The sequence below is a fragment of the Geobacillus sp. WSUCF1 genome, from assembly GCF_000422025.1.
In the GTDB taxonomy this organism is placed as follows: domain Bacteria; phylum Bacillota; class Bacilli; order Bacillales; family Anoxybacillaceae; genus Geobacillus; species Geobacillus zalihae.
This window is the reverse complement of the sequence record NZ_ATCO01000038.1, coordinates 35,484-50,205: the sequence shown is the minus strand read 5'-3', so window position 1 is coordinate 50,205 and position 14,722 is coordinate 35,484. Positions and strand designations below refer to the sequence as shown.

The 14,722-nt window shown below is 54.5% G+C and carries 11 protein-coding genes and 2 pseudogenes; 9 read left to right on the top strand and 4 right to left on the bottom strand.

The features are described 5' to 3' along the window. Positions 1-88: 88 nt before the first annotated feature. From hutH to I656_RS11140, 6 genes and pseudogenes are all read left to right on the top strand, one after another. Positions 89-1,603: a histidine ammonia-lyase gene (gene hutH / locus I656_RS11120; RefSeq protein WP_033005047.1), complete on the top strand. Its 1,515-nt coding sequence runs from the start codon at positions 89-91 to the stop codon at positions 1,601-1,603. Between the two features lie 380 nt (positions 1,604-1,983). Then, a complete protein-coding gene (locus I656_RS11125; protein WP_033005053.1) occupies positions 1,984-2,670 on the top strand; it encodes a TerC family protein in 687 nt (228 codons plus the stop codon). Positions 2,671-2,694: 24 nt separating this feature from the next. Beyond that, complete coding sequence (locus I656_RS11130) at positions 2,695-3,627, top strand: D-2-hydroxyacid dehydrogenase (RefSeq protein WP_020754369.1); 933 nt, start codon at positions 2,695-2,697, stop codon at positions 3,625-3,627. 294 nt (positions 3,628-3,921) lie between these two features. Further along, positions 3,922-4,098 (top strand): annotated as a pseudogene (locus tag I656_RS19865) (response regulator transcription factor); the annotation flags it as partial. A 230-nt stretch (positions 4,099-4,328) separates the two neighbouring features. Further along, entirely contained in the window at positions 4,329-5,465 is a 1,137-nt protein-coding gene (locus tag I656_RS11135; RefSeq protein WP_033005045.1) for an amidase domain-containing protein, read from the top strand. A gap of 82 nt (positions 5,466-5,547) precedes the next feature. Next, entirely contained in the window at positions 5,548-5,886 is a 339-nt protein-coding gene (locus tag I656_RS11140) for a hypothetical protein (protein WP_020754366.1), read from the top strand. Positions 5,887-6,027: 141 nt separating this feature from the next. Here I656_RS11140 and I656_RS11145 read toward each other — a convergent pair whose 3' ends face one another. From I656_RS11145 to I656_RS11160, 4 genes are all read right to left on the bottom strand, one after another. After that, positions 6,028-6,750: a lactate utilization protein C gene (locus tag I656_RS11145; RefSeq protein ID WP_020754365.1), complete on the bottom strand. Its 723-nt coding sequence runs from the start codon at positions 6,748-6,750 to the stop codon at positions 6,028-6,030. Further along, positions 6,747-8,177, bottom strand: coding sequence for a LutB/LldF family L-lactate oxidation iron-sulfur protein (locus tag I656_RS11150; RefSeq protein WP_020754364.1), 1,431 nt, complete (start codon positions 8,175-8,177; stop codon positions 6,747-6,749). The genes I656_RS11145 and I656_RS11150 overlap by 4 nt, the downstream gene beginning before the upstream one ends. A 17-nt stretch (positions 8,178-8,194) precedes the next feature. Then, complete coding sequence (locus I656_RS11155) at positions 8,195-8,914, bottom strand: (Fe-S)-binding protein (protein WP_015373915.1); 720 nt, start codon at positions 8,912-8,914, stop codon at positions 8,195-8,197. Between the two features lie 109 nt (positions 8,915-9,023). Then, on the bottom strand, positions 9,024-9,686 hold the full coding sequence (locus tag I656_RS11160) for a FadR/GntR family transcriptional regulator (RefSeq protein ID WP_235048600.1): 663 nt from the start codon (positions 9,684-9,686) through the stop codon (positions 9,024-9,026). 374 nt (positions 9,687-10,060) lie between these two features. On the opposite strand from I656_RS11160, the gene I656_RS11165 reads away from it, so the two are divergent. From I656_RS11165 to I656_RS11170, 3 genes and pseudogenes are all read left to right on the top strand, one after another. Then, positions 10,061-11,734, top strand: coding sequence for an L-lactate permease (locus I656_RS11165; protein ID WP_020754360.1), 1,674 nt, complete (start codon positions 10,061-10,063; stop codon positions 11,732-11,734). A 105-nt stretch (positions 11,735-11,839) separates the two neighbouring features. Beyond that, a pseudogene (gene glcD / locus I656_RS0115010) lies at positions 11,840-13,251 on the top strand (glycolate oxidase subunit GlcD). Further along, the gene (locus I656_RS11170) at positions 13,248-14,612 is read left to right on the top strand and encodes a (Fe-S)-binding protein (protein WP_020754357.1); all 1,365 of its coding nucleotides are present in this window, start codon (positions 13,248-13,250) and stop codon (positions 14,610-14,612) included. The pseudogene glcD and the gene I656_RS11170 overlap by 4 nt, the downstream one beginning before the upstream one ends. Positions 14,613-14,722: the final 110 nt, after the last annotated feature.

Sequence of the window (14,722 nt, the reverse complement as noted above, 5' to 3'; positions counted from 1 at the left end):
GGGAACGCGCATTCCTCTCCTACTTACTTTCTTTGGTCGTTGAAGTGGGAGTCTTCTGCGCGAAATAGGATGAAAGGGGATGGGAATGATGGTTGTGTTGACCGGACATACATTGACGATTGATGAGGTAAGACGTGTTGTCTATGAGCGGGAGAGGGTGGCGGCTGCGGAGGAAAGCATGAGGGCGGTCGCGAAAAGCCGCGCGGCAGTGGAACAAGCGATCTCCAATGGACGGACGATCTATGGCGTGAATACGGGTTTTGGCAAACTCGCCGATGTGCGCATTGAAGGAAGCGACCTTGAACAGCTGCAAATCAATCTTCTTCGCTCGCACGCCTGCGCGGTCGGCGAGCCATTTGCCGAAGATGTCGTGAGGGCGATGCTTCTTTTGCGGGCGAATGCGTTGTTGAAAGGGTATTCCGGCGTGCGTCCGGCGGTCATTGAGCAGCTGCTCGCGTTTTTGAACGCCGGCATCCATCCGATCGTGCCGCAGCAAGGTTCCCTCGGCGCGAGCGGCGATTTAGCGCCGCTCGCCCATTTGGCGCTGGCGCTGGTCGGCGAGGGTGACGTGATGTACGAAGGGCGGCGGATGTCTGCTCATCAGGCGCTCTCAAAAGCAGGGATTTCGCCGCTTTCTTTGCAAGCGAAGGAAGGGCTGGCGCTTATTAACGGCACGCAGGCGATGACGGCCGTCGGAGCCCTTGCTTACTTAGAGGCGGAACAACTGGCGTATGACAGTGAATGGATCGCGGCGCTGACGACTGAGGCGCTTTATGGCATTGTGGACGCGTTTGACGCCCGCATCCACGCAGCCCGCGGGTTTCAGGAACAGGCCGAGGTGGCGGAACGGCTGCGCCGCTACTTAGCTGGCAGCCAACTCACAACAAGGCAAGGGGAGCGGCGCGTGCAAGATGCGTACTCCATCCGCTGCCTCCCGCAAGTGCACGGAGCGTCGCTTAGGGCGCTTCGTTATGTGAAGGAAACGCTTGAAATCGAAATGAACGCTGCTACGGACAATCCGCTTATTTTTGCGGACGGGACGGTGCTCTCTGGCGGCAACTTTCACGGCCAGCCCGTTGCGATCGCCATGGATTTGTTGAAAATCGCGGTGGCGGAGCTGGCCAACATCAGCGAACGCCGCATCGAACGGCTCGTCAATCCGCAGCTTAGCGAAGGCTTGCCGCCGTTTTTAAGCCCACAGCCTGGCTTGCAGTCGGGAGCAATGATTATGCAATATGTCGCCGCTTCGCTCGTATCGGAAAACAAGACGCTCGCCCATCCGGCCAGCGTCGATTCGATTCCGTCATCGGCCAACCAGGAAGACCATGTCAGCATGGGAACGACCGCCGCCCGCCATGCGCACATGATCGTGCAAAACGCTCGAAAAGTGTTGGCGATTGAGCTCATTTGCGCTTTGCAGGCGGTGGAGGAACGCGGCATCGAGCGCATGGCCCCGTCAACGCGGCGGTTTTACCATGAGGCGCGCCGCATGGTTTCCTCCATTACAGCTGACCGCGTCTTTTCCAATGACATTGAAGCGGTGGCTGCGTGGTTGAGCGAAAGGGCAAAACATCACTCCCTCCGCGATGAAGCGAAAGCTTAGAAGTCTAGTGAGAAAGAGCCAGGAAGTTGTGGGGTTGCAAGGTTTTTCAACTTGAGAAATACTGTTGGGGGACAGCATTTCCCCTTGAATCACCAGCTTTTTCAAGAAGGGCAAAGCATAGTGGGCGTAGAGGCATGGGAGCGTTCAAGGATAGGTGTTTGAAAAAATGGCAGTGATATAGACCTTTTCCGCTAGAGATAGGGAAGCAGTCATCAGTGAAGATGGTTTGCCTCCTTTACTTTTTCTGCGAAGTTCGGACGATGCAGAGAGCCTTTCCCATATTGGTTAGGGCGAGAGCATGGACAGACTATTCGACAGTTGTCCCCCAGTCGAATTTGCAGTATGATGAAGAAGAAAGGCAAAGGGGAGGGGGGCTTTTGTTGACCATTTCTGCCGCGGCGCTGTTGGCGTTATGGAAGATTATTGCAATTGATATCATTTTGTCGGGGGATAATGCGGTCGTCATTGCGATGGCGACGCGCCGGCTGCCAAAAGACCAGCAAAACAAGGCGATCTTTTGGGGAACGGCCGGGGCAGTGATGCTGCGCATTTTGTTTGCGGCGGTCATCGTCTTTTTGCTCAACATCCCGTTCGTTCACTTCGCCGGAGGGTTGCTGCTTGTCTGGATCGCCTATAAAGTGCTTGTTGAGCGGGAGGAGGAGGCCAACGTTCGAGCGGCAGACCGGTTGTTGAAAGCCATCATGACGATCGTCATCGCCGATGCGGTCATGAGCTTGGACAATGTCGTCGCCGTCGCCGGGGCGGCGGAAGGGCATCTGGGTATGCTTGCGCTTGGGGTCGCCATCAGCATCCCGATCATGATTTTTGGCTCAAAAGCGATCGTGCGTCTTATGGAAAAACACCGCTGGATCGCGTATGTCGGCTCCGGCATTTTGGCGTGGACGGCCGGAAAGATGATGGCGGGGGATGAAGGGGTGCTTCATTGGCTTCATCTTTCTTACGGCCCGTTCGTTTATGTGGTTGCCGCCGGCGTGACAATTGTGGTATTGGCGGCCGGCTATATCACGAATAAAAGAGCTGAGCGTGAGGAAGGTACATTGATTTGAACGGTTGAGGGGTGGTTTGACGTCATGGACATCCAACGCATTCTTGTGACAGGAAGGCTTTATGCCGAGCTTGCCGCCCTTCTTCCGGACAAGCGGCCCGATAAAGCGTTTCGCTTTGTGGCGGAAGAAGAATTGACGGCCAATGATTTCGCCTGGGCGGATGCGTACGTCGGCTTTCGTCCGGCCGGGCCGTTTTCGCTCGCCTCGCTCCGCTGGGTGCATTCCCTCGGCGCGGGTGTTGACGCGTTTTTGTGGAGGCGACAATGGAAGACGGACGTGCTGTTGACGCGGACGGTCGGCTCGTTCGGCGAGCAGATCGCCGAATATTGTCTCAGCTACTTGCTGCGCGACGCCCAATGCCATGACGTGTATGCATGGCATCAAGAGCAGCGGCAATGGAAGCCGTTCGCTCCGAAGCGGCTTGGCGAACAGCGGGTTGTCATTTACGGGACAGGCGAAATCGGCCGGCGCATCGCGGAAACGCTTCGTTTATTTGGGGTTTCCCCGATCGGCGTCTCGCGAAGCGGCCGAGACACGCCGCCGTTTTCGGTTGTTTACCGCCATGAAGAGGCGGGGGAAGCGCTTGCCCGTGCTGATTGGGTGATCGCGGCCCTTCCACTCACCAAGGAAACGCATCATCTCTTTGACGAGACGTTTTTTGCCTGTTTGCACAACGCGGGCTTTATCAATGTTGGGCGTGGGGCGACGGTTGATGAGACGGCGCTTGTCGGCGCGTTGGAAAACCGAAATGTGCGCCTCGCCGTGCTCGATGTGTTTGAAGAAGAGCCGCTTCCGCCGCACTCGCCGCTATGGGCCCATCCAAACGCCATCATCACCCCGCATATCGCGGCGCTCACGTCAGCCGAAGACGCCGCCCAAAGCATTTTAGACACGCTCCGTTGCATCGAAACCGGCGAACCGCTTGCCAATGCGGTCGATGTCAGCCGGCAATATTGAAGGAAAAAGGTGTCTCAAAAACAATGGGACGCCTTTTTTCTATAGCATCATTGTGAAAAGAAGAAGGAATGTTAGAAATCCTGTTGAAATTTACAGAAAAAGCCATCTAAAAACCTACGGTTTCAATCGAGGGATGAAAGCCGGCATTGCTCGGCAATCCCTCAAGAGGATGGCTTCGAGCCACCATTTTTCTCTTTCGGTGTGGAATCTCAAAAGAAAAGGGGGCGAAGCCATGCCCACGATTACACTCAGGCTGGAGCGGCACAACCTAACGAAAGTTGCCAAATTTGTTCATGCAATAAAGACATTGCCAAAAAACATCACACGAGCCAACGAACGATAGAAAGACGCTTATCGCGCATCTTCACGAAGCTGCATGTATCTTCGAGGGTAGAAGCCGTGGAAAAAGCAAAACAATTAGGGTTCATTCCAGAACTTCATATGTTGTTAACGTCTTCATCTGATAGGTGAGGGAGTTTTCTTTTTGAAGTCCGCCATTTCGTGTCGGTATTCCGCCAAAAAATGGCGGGGTTCCGACACAAATTGGCGGTGAAAAAATGATCGTGTTGATTTATATTAAAAATTAAACCACTAAGGAAGGGGGATCGATAAATTAGGGTGACTTCGAGATATCTTTTTTATAAACTGACTTGGTGTTGATATGGTGATGAAAAATGGTGTAGAGGGGGAGAGTGAAGGTTATGTTTCACCCATTACACTTGAAACGATTGGTCATTTCACTGATTGTGTTCGTAGGAGGACTAACGAGTCTGTTCATTTCAGGAGGCAGCTTGGCTGGAGCTGCTAACTTAGTGGTAAATCCTTCAAATGATAGTGATCTTGCTGCTGTGAAGCAGAAGGTTGTCCATGCTTTAGAGGCTCGATGGCAGTTGATGATTGATCCGCAAGTGAACGTGAAACGGTTTTATGATCCGAGTGTTTCCGAACAAGAGGAAAGCCGTGAGCGTGCTTACGTAAGAAGGCACTACTTGGAACCTGCTTATCGTGCTGGATTTCGATATTCAAATGTGGAGGTTCACCCTGTTTTTGAAAGTGTTGAGATCAATGGTAAAATGGCTAAGGTCCGGGCCCTGGTTTCTGTTGAGTATGAGTCCGTGTTTCCGGGATCGAATGAATCTGTGATCACCAAAGAGGCTAACATTCCTTATTCGGCTACATTGATCAAACGTGATGGAGATTGGCTGATTGTTGGGATGAACTACCAAGATACGTATTCGAAAAGAGGACAGGAAAACGTGCGGAAGGTTGGGGCATCGGGTTCAGAGACTCCACCTATCTCAATCGCTGGAGGCGATGTTGTCATTCAAGGTTTTTACACCTACTACTCTCGCCAAGGAGCTGTCAACTACGCGAATCGATGGTGGAATGGGCGTAACCCGAAATACCGATCTTTTTCGAATGACTGCGCTAATTTCGTGTCTCAGTCGTTCTACGAAGGAGGCTCCGCTCGGCAAGCTTGGGCGGAACCGTATGTTTGGTGGTACAATACCAAAGGAACTTCAGGGACCGGGGATGACGCATGGACTTACAGCTGGTCCGTGGCCCACGATCAAGCGTATCATCTTTCCCGCAACAATGAGACAGATGAGCATCGCGGCACATACGTTTCCAGGGCAACTGATTTGCAATTGGGTGACAGCATATATTACGATTTTGACGGTGATGGCATCTTGGACCACAGCGCGATTGTCGTTGAGATCAGGAATGGTCAACCGTATGTCAACTATCATACCAATGATACGTACCATCGCTATTGGGATTTGGGGGCCAAGACGACCCGGTTCCTCCATGTGACAGATTACTATTGGGTGAACTAAATGGGAAATCGCGATGGATGATCAATCCATTTGGCCGTCAACGGGCTAATTCCAAAGCTAGTATTCTACGGGAGGGGATGAAGTGCGTATAGGCATCCCGCTAGTTTTGCTCCTTGTCATGATTTTCTTTTCAGGTTGTGAGCAACAACAGACGGTCCCAGGGTATGACGATATTCCCCTGCACCCAAAGGCGAGTGACATTCGTTCGGTGGATGAACGGGTGGAGTTTGTTGTTGCGTCTTCTTCGGCGGAGGAAGTGGCTGACTATTATCTTGACGAATTGGAGAAACGTCAATGGACTCAAGTTGACCGGTGGGGGTCAGCTTTTGTGTATGAGAAGAAGGGAAGGCTGATTTTGCTGGTCGTTACGGATGTGAAAAATCACGCGAAAGTGTCTGTCAGTCCGTTCCATCCGAATTGATCAAGACGTCAAACCGTTGCGAACAACCATTTTCGCTGCATCGAAACCGGCGAACCGCTTGCCAATGCGGTCGATGTCAGCCGGCAATATTGAAGAAAAAACGGTGCCCCATGATCAAGAAAGGGCACCGTTTCGTTTTGGTCAGCGGTCGGTGACGACGATATACGCCGCTTTCATCGGGCCGTGGACGCCGACGACTAAGTTCATTTCAATGTCAGCCGAGTTGCTCGGCCCGGTGATGAAGTTGATGCACGACGGGACGAGGCCGCCTTTTTCAATTTGTTCATGAATGGCCGCCGCCGCTTGCGTCATGCGCGGCACGACCGTGCTTTTCGGGACGATGGCGATATATGTTTTCGGCAAAAAGTGAATGGCCCGCCCTTGTTCATTGCGCGAAAACAAAACGACTGTCCCTGATTCCGCCAGCGTGATGTCGCTGAAGGCGATGCCGACGTTCGCCTGCTCGGCGGCGTCAATGTTTTGGCGGCCGAGCGCCGGATTCCACGTATGGACGGCGGTTTGCTCGGCGGGCCATTCGTCTTGAAGCAGAGCGGACAGCCCATACTCGGCAAAGCGCGGGTCATCCGGCACGATGACCGGGCCGCCGCCGTAGGCGGCCACTTGCCGCCTCAGCGCGCCGGCAAGTTCGGCGCTTGTCGTTTCGATATAATCGGTATGGATCAATCCGCATTGTTTTTGCAGCACGTTCAGCAAGTCGTCTTGGCTATAGCCGGCAAACACTGTCCATTGCGGCGCACAGTCCCATTGCGGCCGGGAGACGCCGGACAGGCGCGGGGCTCTTCCAAGGCGCTCGGCGATGGTTTGCAAAAACGCATCGCGGTTTTGAATGGTGCCACGCGTCATGATGGATTCCCTCCTTTTTGGCGTGTTTGGAACCAGTCACGGAACCGTTCTTTGCTCGGCGCCGGAAATTCGCGGCTTTCCGTCCATGCTTTCAGCGGCCCGGGTCCTTTTGTGACGCGCCCGTCCTCTACAAACGGAGCGAAGGCGCTCGGTGCGAATTTCGTGCCGAAGCGGTAGAGCGACGATGAGGCTGTCCCGAGGCGGAACGCTTTCATCGCCAGTTTTTCTGCGACCGGCGCTTTTCCTTCCCGCTCGACGATGATTTGGCGATGCTTGATGAGCAGCTCGTGAAGCGGGATTTTCACCGGGCACGCCTCGGTACAGGCGGCGCACAGCGAGGAGGCGTACGGAAGCTCCTTGTAGTCGTCGTAGCCGCCCAACAGCGGCGACAATACCGCGCCGATCGGGCCGGAGTAAATCGAGCCGTACGAATGGCCGCCGATATGGCGATATACTGGACAAACGTTGACGCAAGCCGCGCAGCGGATGCATTGCAATATGGGCTGGAATTCCGTCCCTAAAATCGAGGAGCGTCCGTTGTCAACGATGACGAGATGGAATTCTTCCGGACCGTCAGCGTCTCCTTCGTCGCGCGGACCGGTGAGAACGGTGATGTAGCTCGTCAGTTTTTGCCCGACGGCGCTGCGTGTCAACATACTCACAAGCACTTCCATCTCCTCAAACGTCGGAACGATCCGCTCCATCCCCATGACGGTAATTTGCGTTTTCGGCAATGCGGTCACCAAGTCGGCGTTGCCTTCGTTCGTGACGAGCGTGATCGAGCCCGATTCGGCGATGGCGAAGTTGCACCCGGTGATGCCGATGTCAGCGGTCAAATAGTCGCGCCGCAGCATCTCACGGGCATGGCGGGCGAGTTCAACCGGATCGGACGACTTCGTATAGCCGAGCTTGCGGCGGAAGACGTCGCGGATTTGCTCTTTGTTTTTATGGAGCGCTGGACCCACGATATGCGACGGCGGGTCATGGTCATCGATTTGCAAAATGTATTCGCCAAGGTCCGTTTCGACCACTTGGCAGCCGATGGCTTCGAGCACCGGGTTTAAGTTGATTTCTTCGGTCACCATCGATTTTGATTTGACGATTTTTTTCGCCTGTTTTTCCAAGGCGATGCGGCGGATGTAGTCGTTCGCTTCTTCAGCCGTCTGGGCGAAAAAAACGTGGCCGCCTCGTTTGGCAACGTTTTCACTGAGCTGCATTAAATAATAGTCCAAGTTTTCCAGCGTATGCTTTCGGATTTGTTCGGCGAGCGAGCGCCACTCCTCCCAATGGCCGAGCTCTTCGATGACGCCAAGCCGCCGCACATAGCCGCGGTCTTGCATGCCGGCGACCGCCCCGCGCATAAAATCATTTTGCAAGTTTTCCTCGACCCGCTTCCAAAACGGACCGTTTTCAATTTTCATCGGCATGTCCGAGTCCCCCTCTCTTACTTTTGTTGATTGAGCACTTCGGCGATATGCATGACGCGAATCGGTTTGCCAAGCCGCCCGATGCGGCCGCCGATGTTCATTAAACAGCCGCAGTCGGCGCCGATTAAATAGTCTGCTTCCACCTCTTCGATATGCCCGATCTTTTCATCGACCATTTGTTCGGAAATCGGCCCCATTTTGACAGAAAATGTGCCGCCAAACCCGCAGCACTGGTGGGCGTTCGGCAGCGGAACGAGCTCAAGCCCTTTGACATGTTCCAACAGCCGGAGCGGTGCGTCTTTCACGCCAAGAAGGCGGGTCATATGGCAAGACGTATGGTACGTCGCCCGCCCGTGAAGCGAGGCGCCGACATCTTCGACTTTCAGGACGTCAACGAGAAATTGCGTCAGCTCGTACGTTTTCGCTGCGAGCCGTTTCGCCTCCGCTTCCCATTCCGGGTCGCCGTGGAAAATGTGCGGATATTCTTTTAACATCGCCGCGCACGAGCCGGATGGGGTGACGACGTAATCAGCGTGGGCGAACGCGCGCATCATCTGTTTCATGGCTTCTTTTGACTCTTTGACATAACCGCTGTTATACGCGGGCTGGCCGCAGCACGTTTGCGCCTCCGGAAAATCAACCTCGCAGCCGAGCCGCTCGAGCAGTTCGACGGTCGCTTTGCCGGCATTCGTGTAAAAGAGGTCGATGAGGCAAGTGACAAACAACGATACTTTCACTTCTTCTCCCTCCTGTTTTTTGGGGATGGGTGAGCAGGTCATCTGATGACTATATGTCTATTATAAACCATTTTTTCAGATTCGTAGCTCTTTTTTGCAAAAAACGCACTCAGTTTGGCTGCTGAGTGCGAATGTAGCGGCGCAATACGTTTTCGACATTGGTCAAATGTTCAAGCATGCGCGCCCGGGCGGCGTCCGGATTTTGGTCGCGAATGGCTTCGAAAATCGCTTGGTGTTCGGCAAGCAGCTTTTCGGTCGTCGTTTGTTTCGAAAACAGCCAAATGCGGCGCGTTTCCCGCATCGTTTCAACGATCATGCCGGAGACGCTGTTCATGATGCTTGTGAGCATCGGATTTTGCGACGCCTCGGCGATGGCCATATGAAACGCCCAATCGGCCTTCTCCCCAAGCTCACCGCTGCCGATGCCTTCTTTCATTTGCCGAAGCGCTTGTGCCATCGCCTCAAGGTCGCGCTCTGTCCGTTTGGAGGCGGCGAGCGAGGCGGCTCCTGCCTCAAGCAGCTTGCGCACTTCAAGCAAATGCCAAATATCTTCTTTGTTCATTAAGACCGCCATGGATAACGGAAACGTCATCATCGTCGGATCGAACTCACGGACGTACGTCCCCTCTCCTTGCCGCAGTTCGATCAACCCCATTGCTTTCAAGGCAGTGAGCGCCTCGCGAATGGCGGCGCGCCCAACTTGAAATTGCTCAGCGAGCTGCTGGACGGAATCAAGTTTGTCACCGGGTTTCAGCTCGCCGTTTTTGATCATATCAAAAATCGCTTCGGCCACTTCTTCATAGATTTTTTTTCGTTTTGATTCGTTTAAATGCCAATGGTTCCACCTCAATGTTCGGAAGAATGGATTTCCCGTTTTCAAAAGCAATGCATCCGCACTGTCTATTATGATACAGCATAAAGGGGAAGGACAAGCGCTTTTTTGCGGACGGAAAGGAGAAGGGGATAAGAGAAAAAGTTAGAAAAATGAAAAAATACTATTGTCTTTTTTGTTGAGTACTTTTATAATGTGAGACAGACGGCGTTTCTTATCCGGTCATCTGATGACTAGAAGACTAGAATGAAAAGGATGGGCGGACGATCTCGCAAACGCCGCGAAGTCAGGCGCAAAGGGGAGGAGAAAACCGCATGTGGAAGCAGGACTTCACGCCAATCGCCGACCAGCTTTGGTTATCGGCCATTGTTGCACTCATTCCGATTTTGTATTTCTTTTGGGCGCTGGCTGTCAAGCGGATGAAAGGGCATGTCGCCGGGCTGACGACGTTGCTGCTTGCTTTGGTGTTGGCTGTAATCGCTTACAGGATGCCGGCCGGCAAAGCGGTCATGTCGGTGACGCAAGGGGCGGTGTACGGGCTGCTCCCGATCGGCTGGATCATCATCACCTCTGTCTTTTTATACAAGCTGACGGTGAAAACAGGCCACTTTGACATTATCCGCAATTCGGTTGTCTCGCTCACCGAAGACCGGCGGCTGCAGGCGCTGCTGATTGCCTTTTCGTTTGGCGCCTTTTTGGAAGGAGCAGCTGGGTTTGGCGCCCCGGTGGCGATTTCAGCGGCGCTTCTTGCCGGGTTGGGGTTCAACCCGCTGTATGCCGCGGGCATTTGCTTGATCGCCAACACAGCGCCGGTGGCGTTCGGGGCGGTCGGGATTCCGATCATCTCGATGGAAGGGCCGACCGGTGTGCCGGCGATGGAAATTTCGAAAATGGTCGGGCGGCAGCTGCCGTTTTTATCGGTGTTCATTCCGTTCTATCTCGTTTTGATTATGGCAGGATGGAAAAAGACAGTCGAAGTGTTGCCGGCCATTATCGTCTCCGGCGTTTCGTTTGCGCTGACGCAATATTTCACCTCGAACTTTTTAGGACCGGAGCTGCCGGACATTTTGTCCTCGCTCGTTTCGATCGTCGCGTTGGCTGTCTTTTTGAAATATTGGAAGCCGAAAAGCACATTCCGCTTTGCAACGGAGTCGGAAGTGGCGGCCGCTGGTCAAATGGCTCGCATTTCGCATCGCGGCGGGGAAGTATTCCGCGCTTGGTCGCCGTTTCTTGTGCTGACGGCCTTGATCTCGCTTTGGGGCATCCCGCAAGTGAAAGCGGCGCTCACCGGCCATTATGAAGGGACAAACGGCTTGTTGAAGTTGGTCAACGCTATCGGCGTCCACTTGACGTTTATGCCGCCGGTGCCGGGGCTCAACAACCAAATTTTGAACCCAAGCGGCCAACCGATCGCTGCGGTGTATAAGCTTGAGCTGCTCGGCGCGGCTGGGACGGCGATTTTGCTGGCGGCGGTCGTCACCAAGTTCATCATCGGCATCTCGTGGAAAGAGTGGGGCCGCACGTTTGTGGAAACGCTTAACGAATTGAAATATCCGATTGTGACGATCGCTTCGGTCGTCGGCTTTGCCTACATTGCCAACTCGTCAGGCATGAGCACGACGCTTGGGATGGCGTTGGCCAAAACAGGCCCGTTGTTCCCGTTCTTCTCGCCGATTTTAGGCTGGCTCGGCGTGTTTATCACCGGTTCCGACACGTCGTCGAACTTGTTGTTCGGCAACCTGCAAAAAGTGACGGCGGCATCGATCGGCATGGATCCGGTGCTGGCGTTGGCGGCCAACTCATCAGGCGGCGTTGTCGGGAAAATGATTTCGCCGCAATCGATCGCGGTCGCCTGTGCGGCCGTCGGTTTGACCGGCAAAGAATCCGACTTGTTCCGCTTCACGGTCAAACATAGCGTGTTCTTAATCATCTTGATTGGCATTCTTGTTTACTTGCAATCGACGGTATTGTCGTGGATGATTCCGTAACGGCAACGAAGGGGGGACGAGGCTTGGCCGGGATGGAAACGGGCGCCAAGCCCGGCCCCTTTTCCACTGTCGACGAATGCAGACGATGTGGAAAGGGTGAGACCATTGATTCCAAATGAGGCGAAAAAACGGTTGATTCAAGTCGTGGGAGCTGAAAACTACGATGACACGAAAACGGGGCGGCTCGTCTATTCGTATGATGCCACGCCGCAGTTTCAGTCGCTCCCCGATGCGGTCATTGCGCCGCGAACTACCCAGGAAGTGGCGGAAATCGCGAAAATTTGCAACGAGTATCGCATCCCGATCGTGCCGCGCGGGTCGGGCACGAACCTTTGCGCCGGCACGTGTCCGGTCGAAGGCGGGATCGTTCTTCTGTTTAACCATATGAACCGCATTTTGGAAATTGATGAGGAAAACTTAACCGCGACTGTTCAGCCGGGAGTGGTGACGCTTGATTTGGCGAAAGCCGTTGAAGAAAAAGGATTGTTTTATCCGCCGGACCCGGGGTCGATGAAAATTTCAACGATTGGCGGCAACATCAGCGAAAACTCAGGCGGCTTGCGCGGTCTGAAATACGGGGTGACGCGCGACTATGTGCTCGGGTTGGAAGTCGTCCTAGCGAACGGCGATGTCATCCGCACCGGTGGCAAGCTGGCAAAAGATGTAGCTGGCTATGACTTAACCCGTCTGTTTGTCGGATCGGAAGGAACGCTTGGCATTGTCACCGAAGCGACGTTAAAACTTATTCCGATGCCAGAGACGAAGCAGACGATGCTCGCTCTTTATCAAGATTTGGAGGCGGCCGCCCGTTCGGTGTCGAAAATCATCGCCAACAAGATCATTCCAGCGACGCTCGAGTTTTTGGACCAGCCGACATTGGAAGTGGTCGAAGATTTTGCCCGCATCGGCTTGCCGACCAATGTCAAGGCCGTGCTGCTGATTGAGCAGGATGGACCGAAGGAAGTGTAGAGCGCGATATGAAAAAGATGGCCGATATTTGCCGGGCCGAGCAGGCGGTGTCCGTTCAGCTCGCCCGCTCGGAGGAAGAAGCAGAGGCGCTGCGGACGGCGCGGCGGGCGGCGCTGTCGGCGCTGGCGCGTTTGAAACCGACGACGATTTTAGAGGACGCAACCGTGCCGCGCTCGGAAATCGCCAAAATGGTCAAAGCGATCAACGAAATTGCCGAGAAGTATCAAGTAAAGATCTGTACGTTCGGCCATGCCGGCGACGGCAACTTGCACCCGACCTGTCCGACCGACGCCCGCAATCGTGAAGAAATGGAGCAGGTGGAACGAGCGTTTGAAGAAATTTTCGCCAAAGCGATTGAATTGGGTGGCACGATTACCGGCGAACACGGCGTCGGGGTGATGAAAGCGCCGTATTTGGAATGGAAGCTCGGTCCGGCCGGCATCGCTGCCATGAAAGCGGTCAAGCAGGCGCTCGACCCGAACAATATTATGAATCCGGGCAAAGTGTTCGCCAAAAGCACGAGAAAACGGGTGGTGGTGACACGATGACAACGAAGATAGAACGAGCGCTCATTCAGAAAGCGTTTCAAGAACGGATGGATGAGGATGAACTGATGAACTGTATGCGCTGTGGCTTTTGCCTGCCATCATGTCCGACGTACATCGAATCGGGGCGGCAAGAAGCCCAATCGCCGCGCGGGCGGATTGCGTTGATGAAAGCGGTCGTGGACGGTTTGATTGAACCGGACGAGGAAGTGGAACGAGCGCTCCACTTATGTTTAGGATGCCGGGCGTGCGAACCAGTCTGTCCGTCCGGCGTCCGCTACGGCCATCTGTTGGAAGAGGCGCGTGACATTATCGCCCAGCATAAAAAAATGCCGCTTCCGGTTCGCCTCATCCGCAAGCTTGTGTTTGCCGGACTGTTTCCGCATCAAGAACGGATGCGGAAGGCGACGGCGCTTCTCGGTTGGTATCAGCGCTCCGGCTTGCGGACGCTTGCCCGCAAAACCGGGCTGCTTCGCCTGCTTCCGGCCTCGTTCCGGCAAATGGAGCGCGTGTTGCCGGACGTGCCGACCGCAAAAGAGATGAAAAACCGGCCGCATCGCTTCAACCCAGATGATGCGGTGAAAAAACGGGTCGCCTTTTTCGCCGGCTGCTTGATGGATACGATGTTTATGGCGACAAACGATGCGACGCTGCGTCTGTTGCAGCTCGCCGGCTGCGAAGTCATCATTCCGCCGTCCCAAGGGTGCTGCGGAGCATTGCATGGGCATGGCGGGGAGAAGGAGATGGCGAAAGAGCTGGCAAAGCGAAACATTGCCGCTTTTGAGCAGCTCGACGTCGACTACATTGTGACGAACGCCGGCGGCTGCGGGGCGTTTTTGTTGGAATATGAACATTTGCTAAAAGACGATCCCGAATGGCGCGGACGGGCGGCGGCGTTTGCGGCGAAAGTGAAAGATATTTCCGAAGTGCTTGTCGAGCTGGGATTTCATCAACGGCCGCTCCGCGTGGCGCCGCAAACGGTCACCTACCAAGATTCGTGCCATTTGCGCAACGTTATGAAAACAGCGGCAGCCCCGCGCCGTTTGTTGCGGGCGATTGACGGCGTCGAGTTCCGCGAGATGAAAGATGCTGACCGCTGCTGTGGATCGGCCGGCATTTACAACCTTGTGGAACCGGAGATGTCAATGCAAATTTTAGACTACAAAATGGAAATGGCGAAACAAACGAAAGCGACGACGATCGTGACGGCGAACCCAGGCTGCTTGCTGCAAATGAAACTTGGCATTGAACGGGCCGGGCTGTCAGGAAGCGTCCGCGCCGTCCATATTGTGGACTTGCTGCTTGAGGCCGCCGAGGGAGCACAGGCAGCGCAAGGGGAGGAGCGCATTTGGCAGACGTCCTAACACCACAGTGAGCGGCCTCTTGCGCGCCAGGGATGTCCATAGCCGGTCTAACAAGAACCCCCGCGATGACGCGGGGGCTTTGAGTTGCTTCCATGATTGGGAGTTGGAAA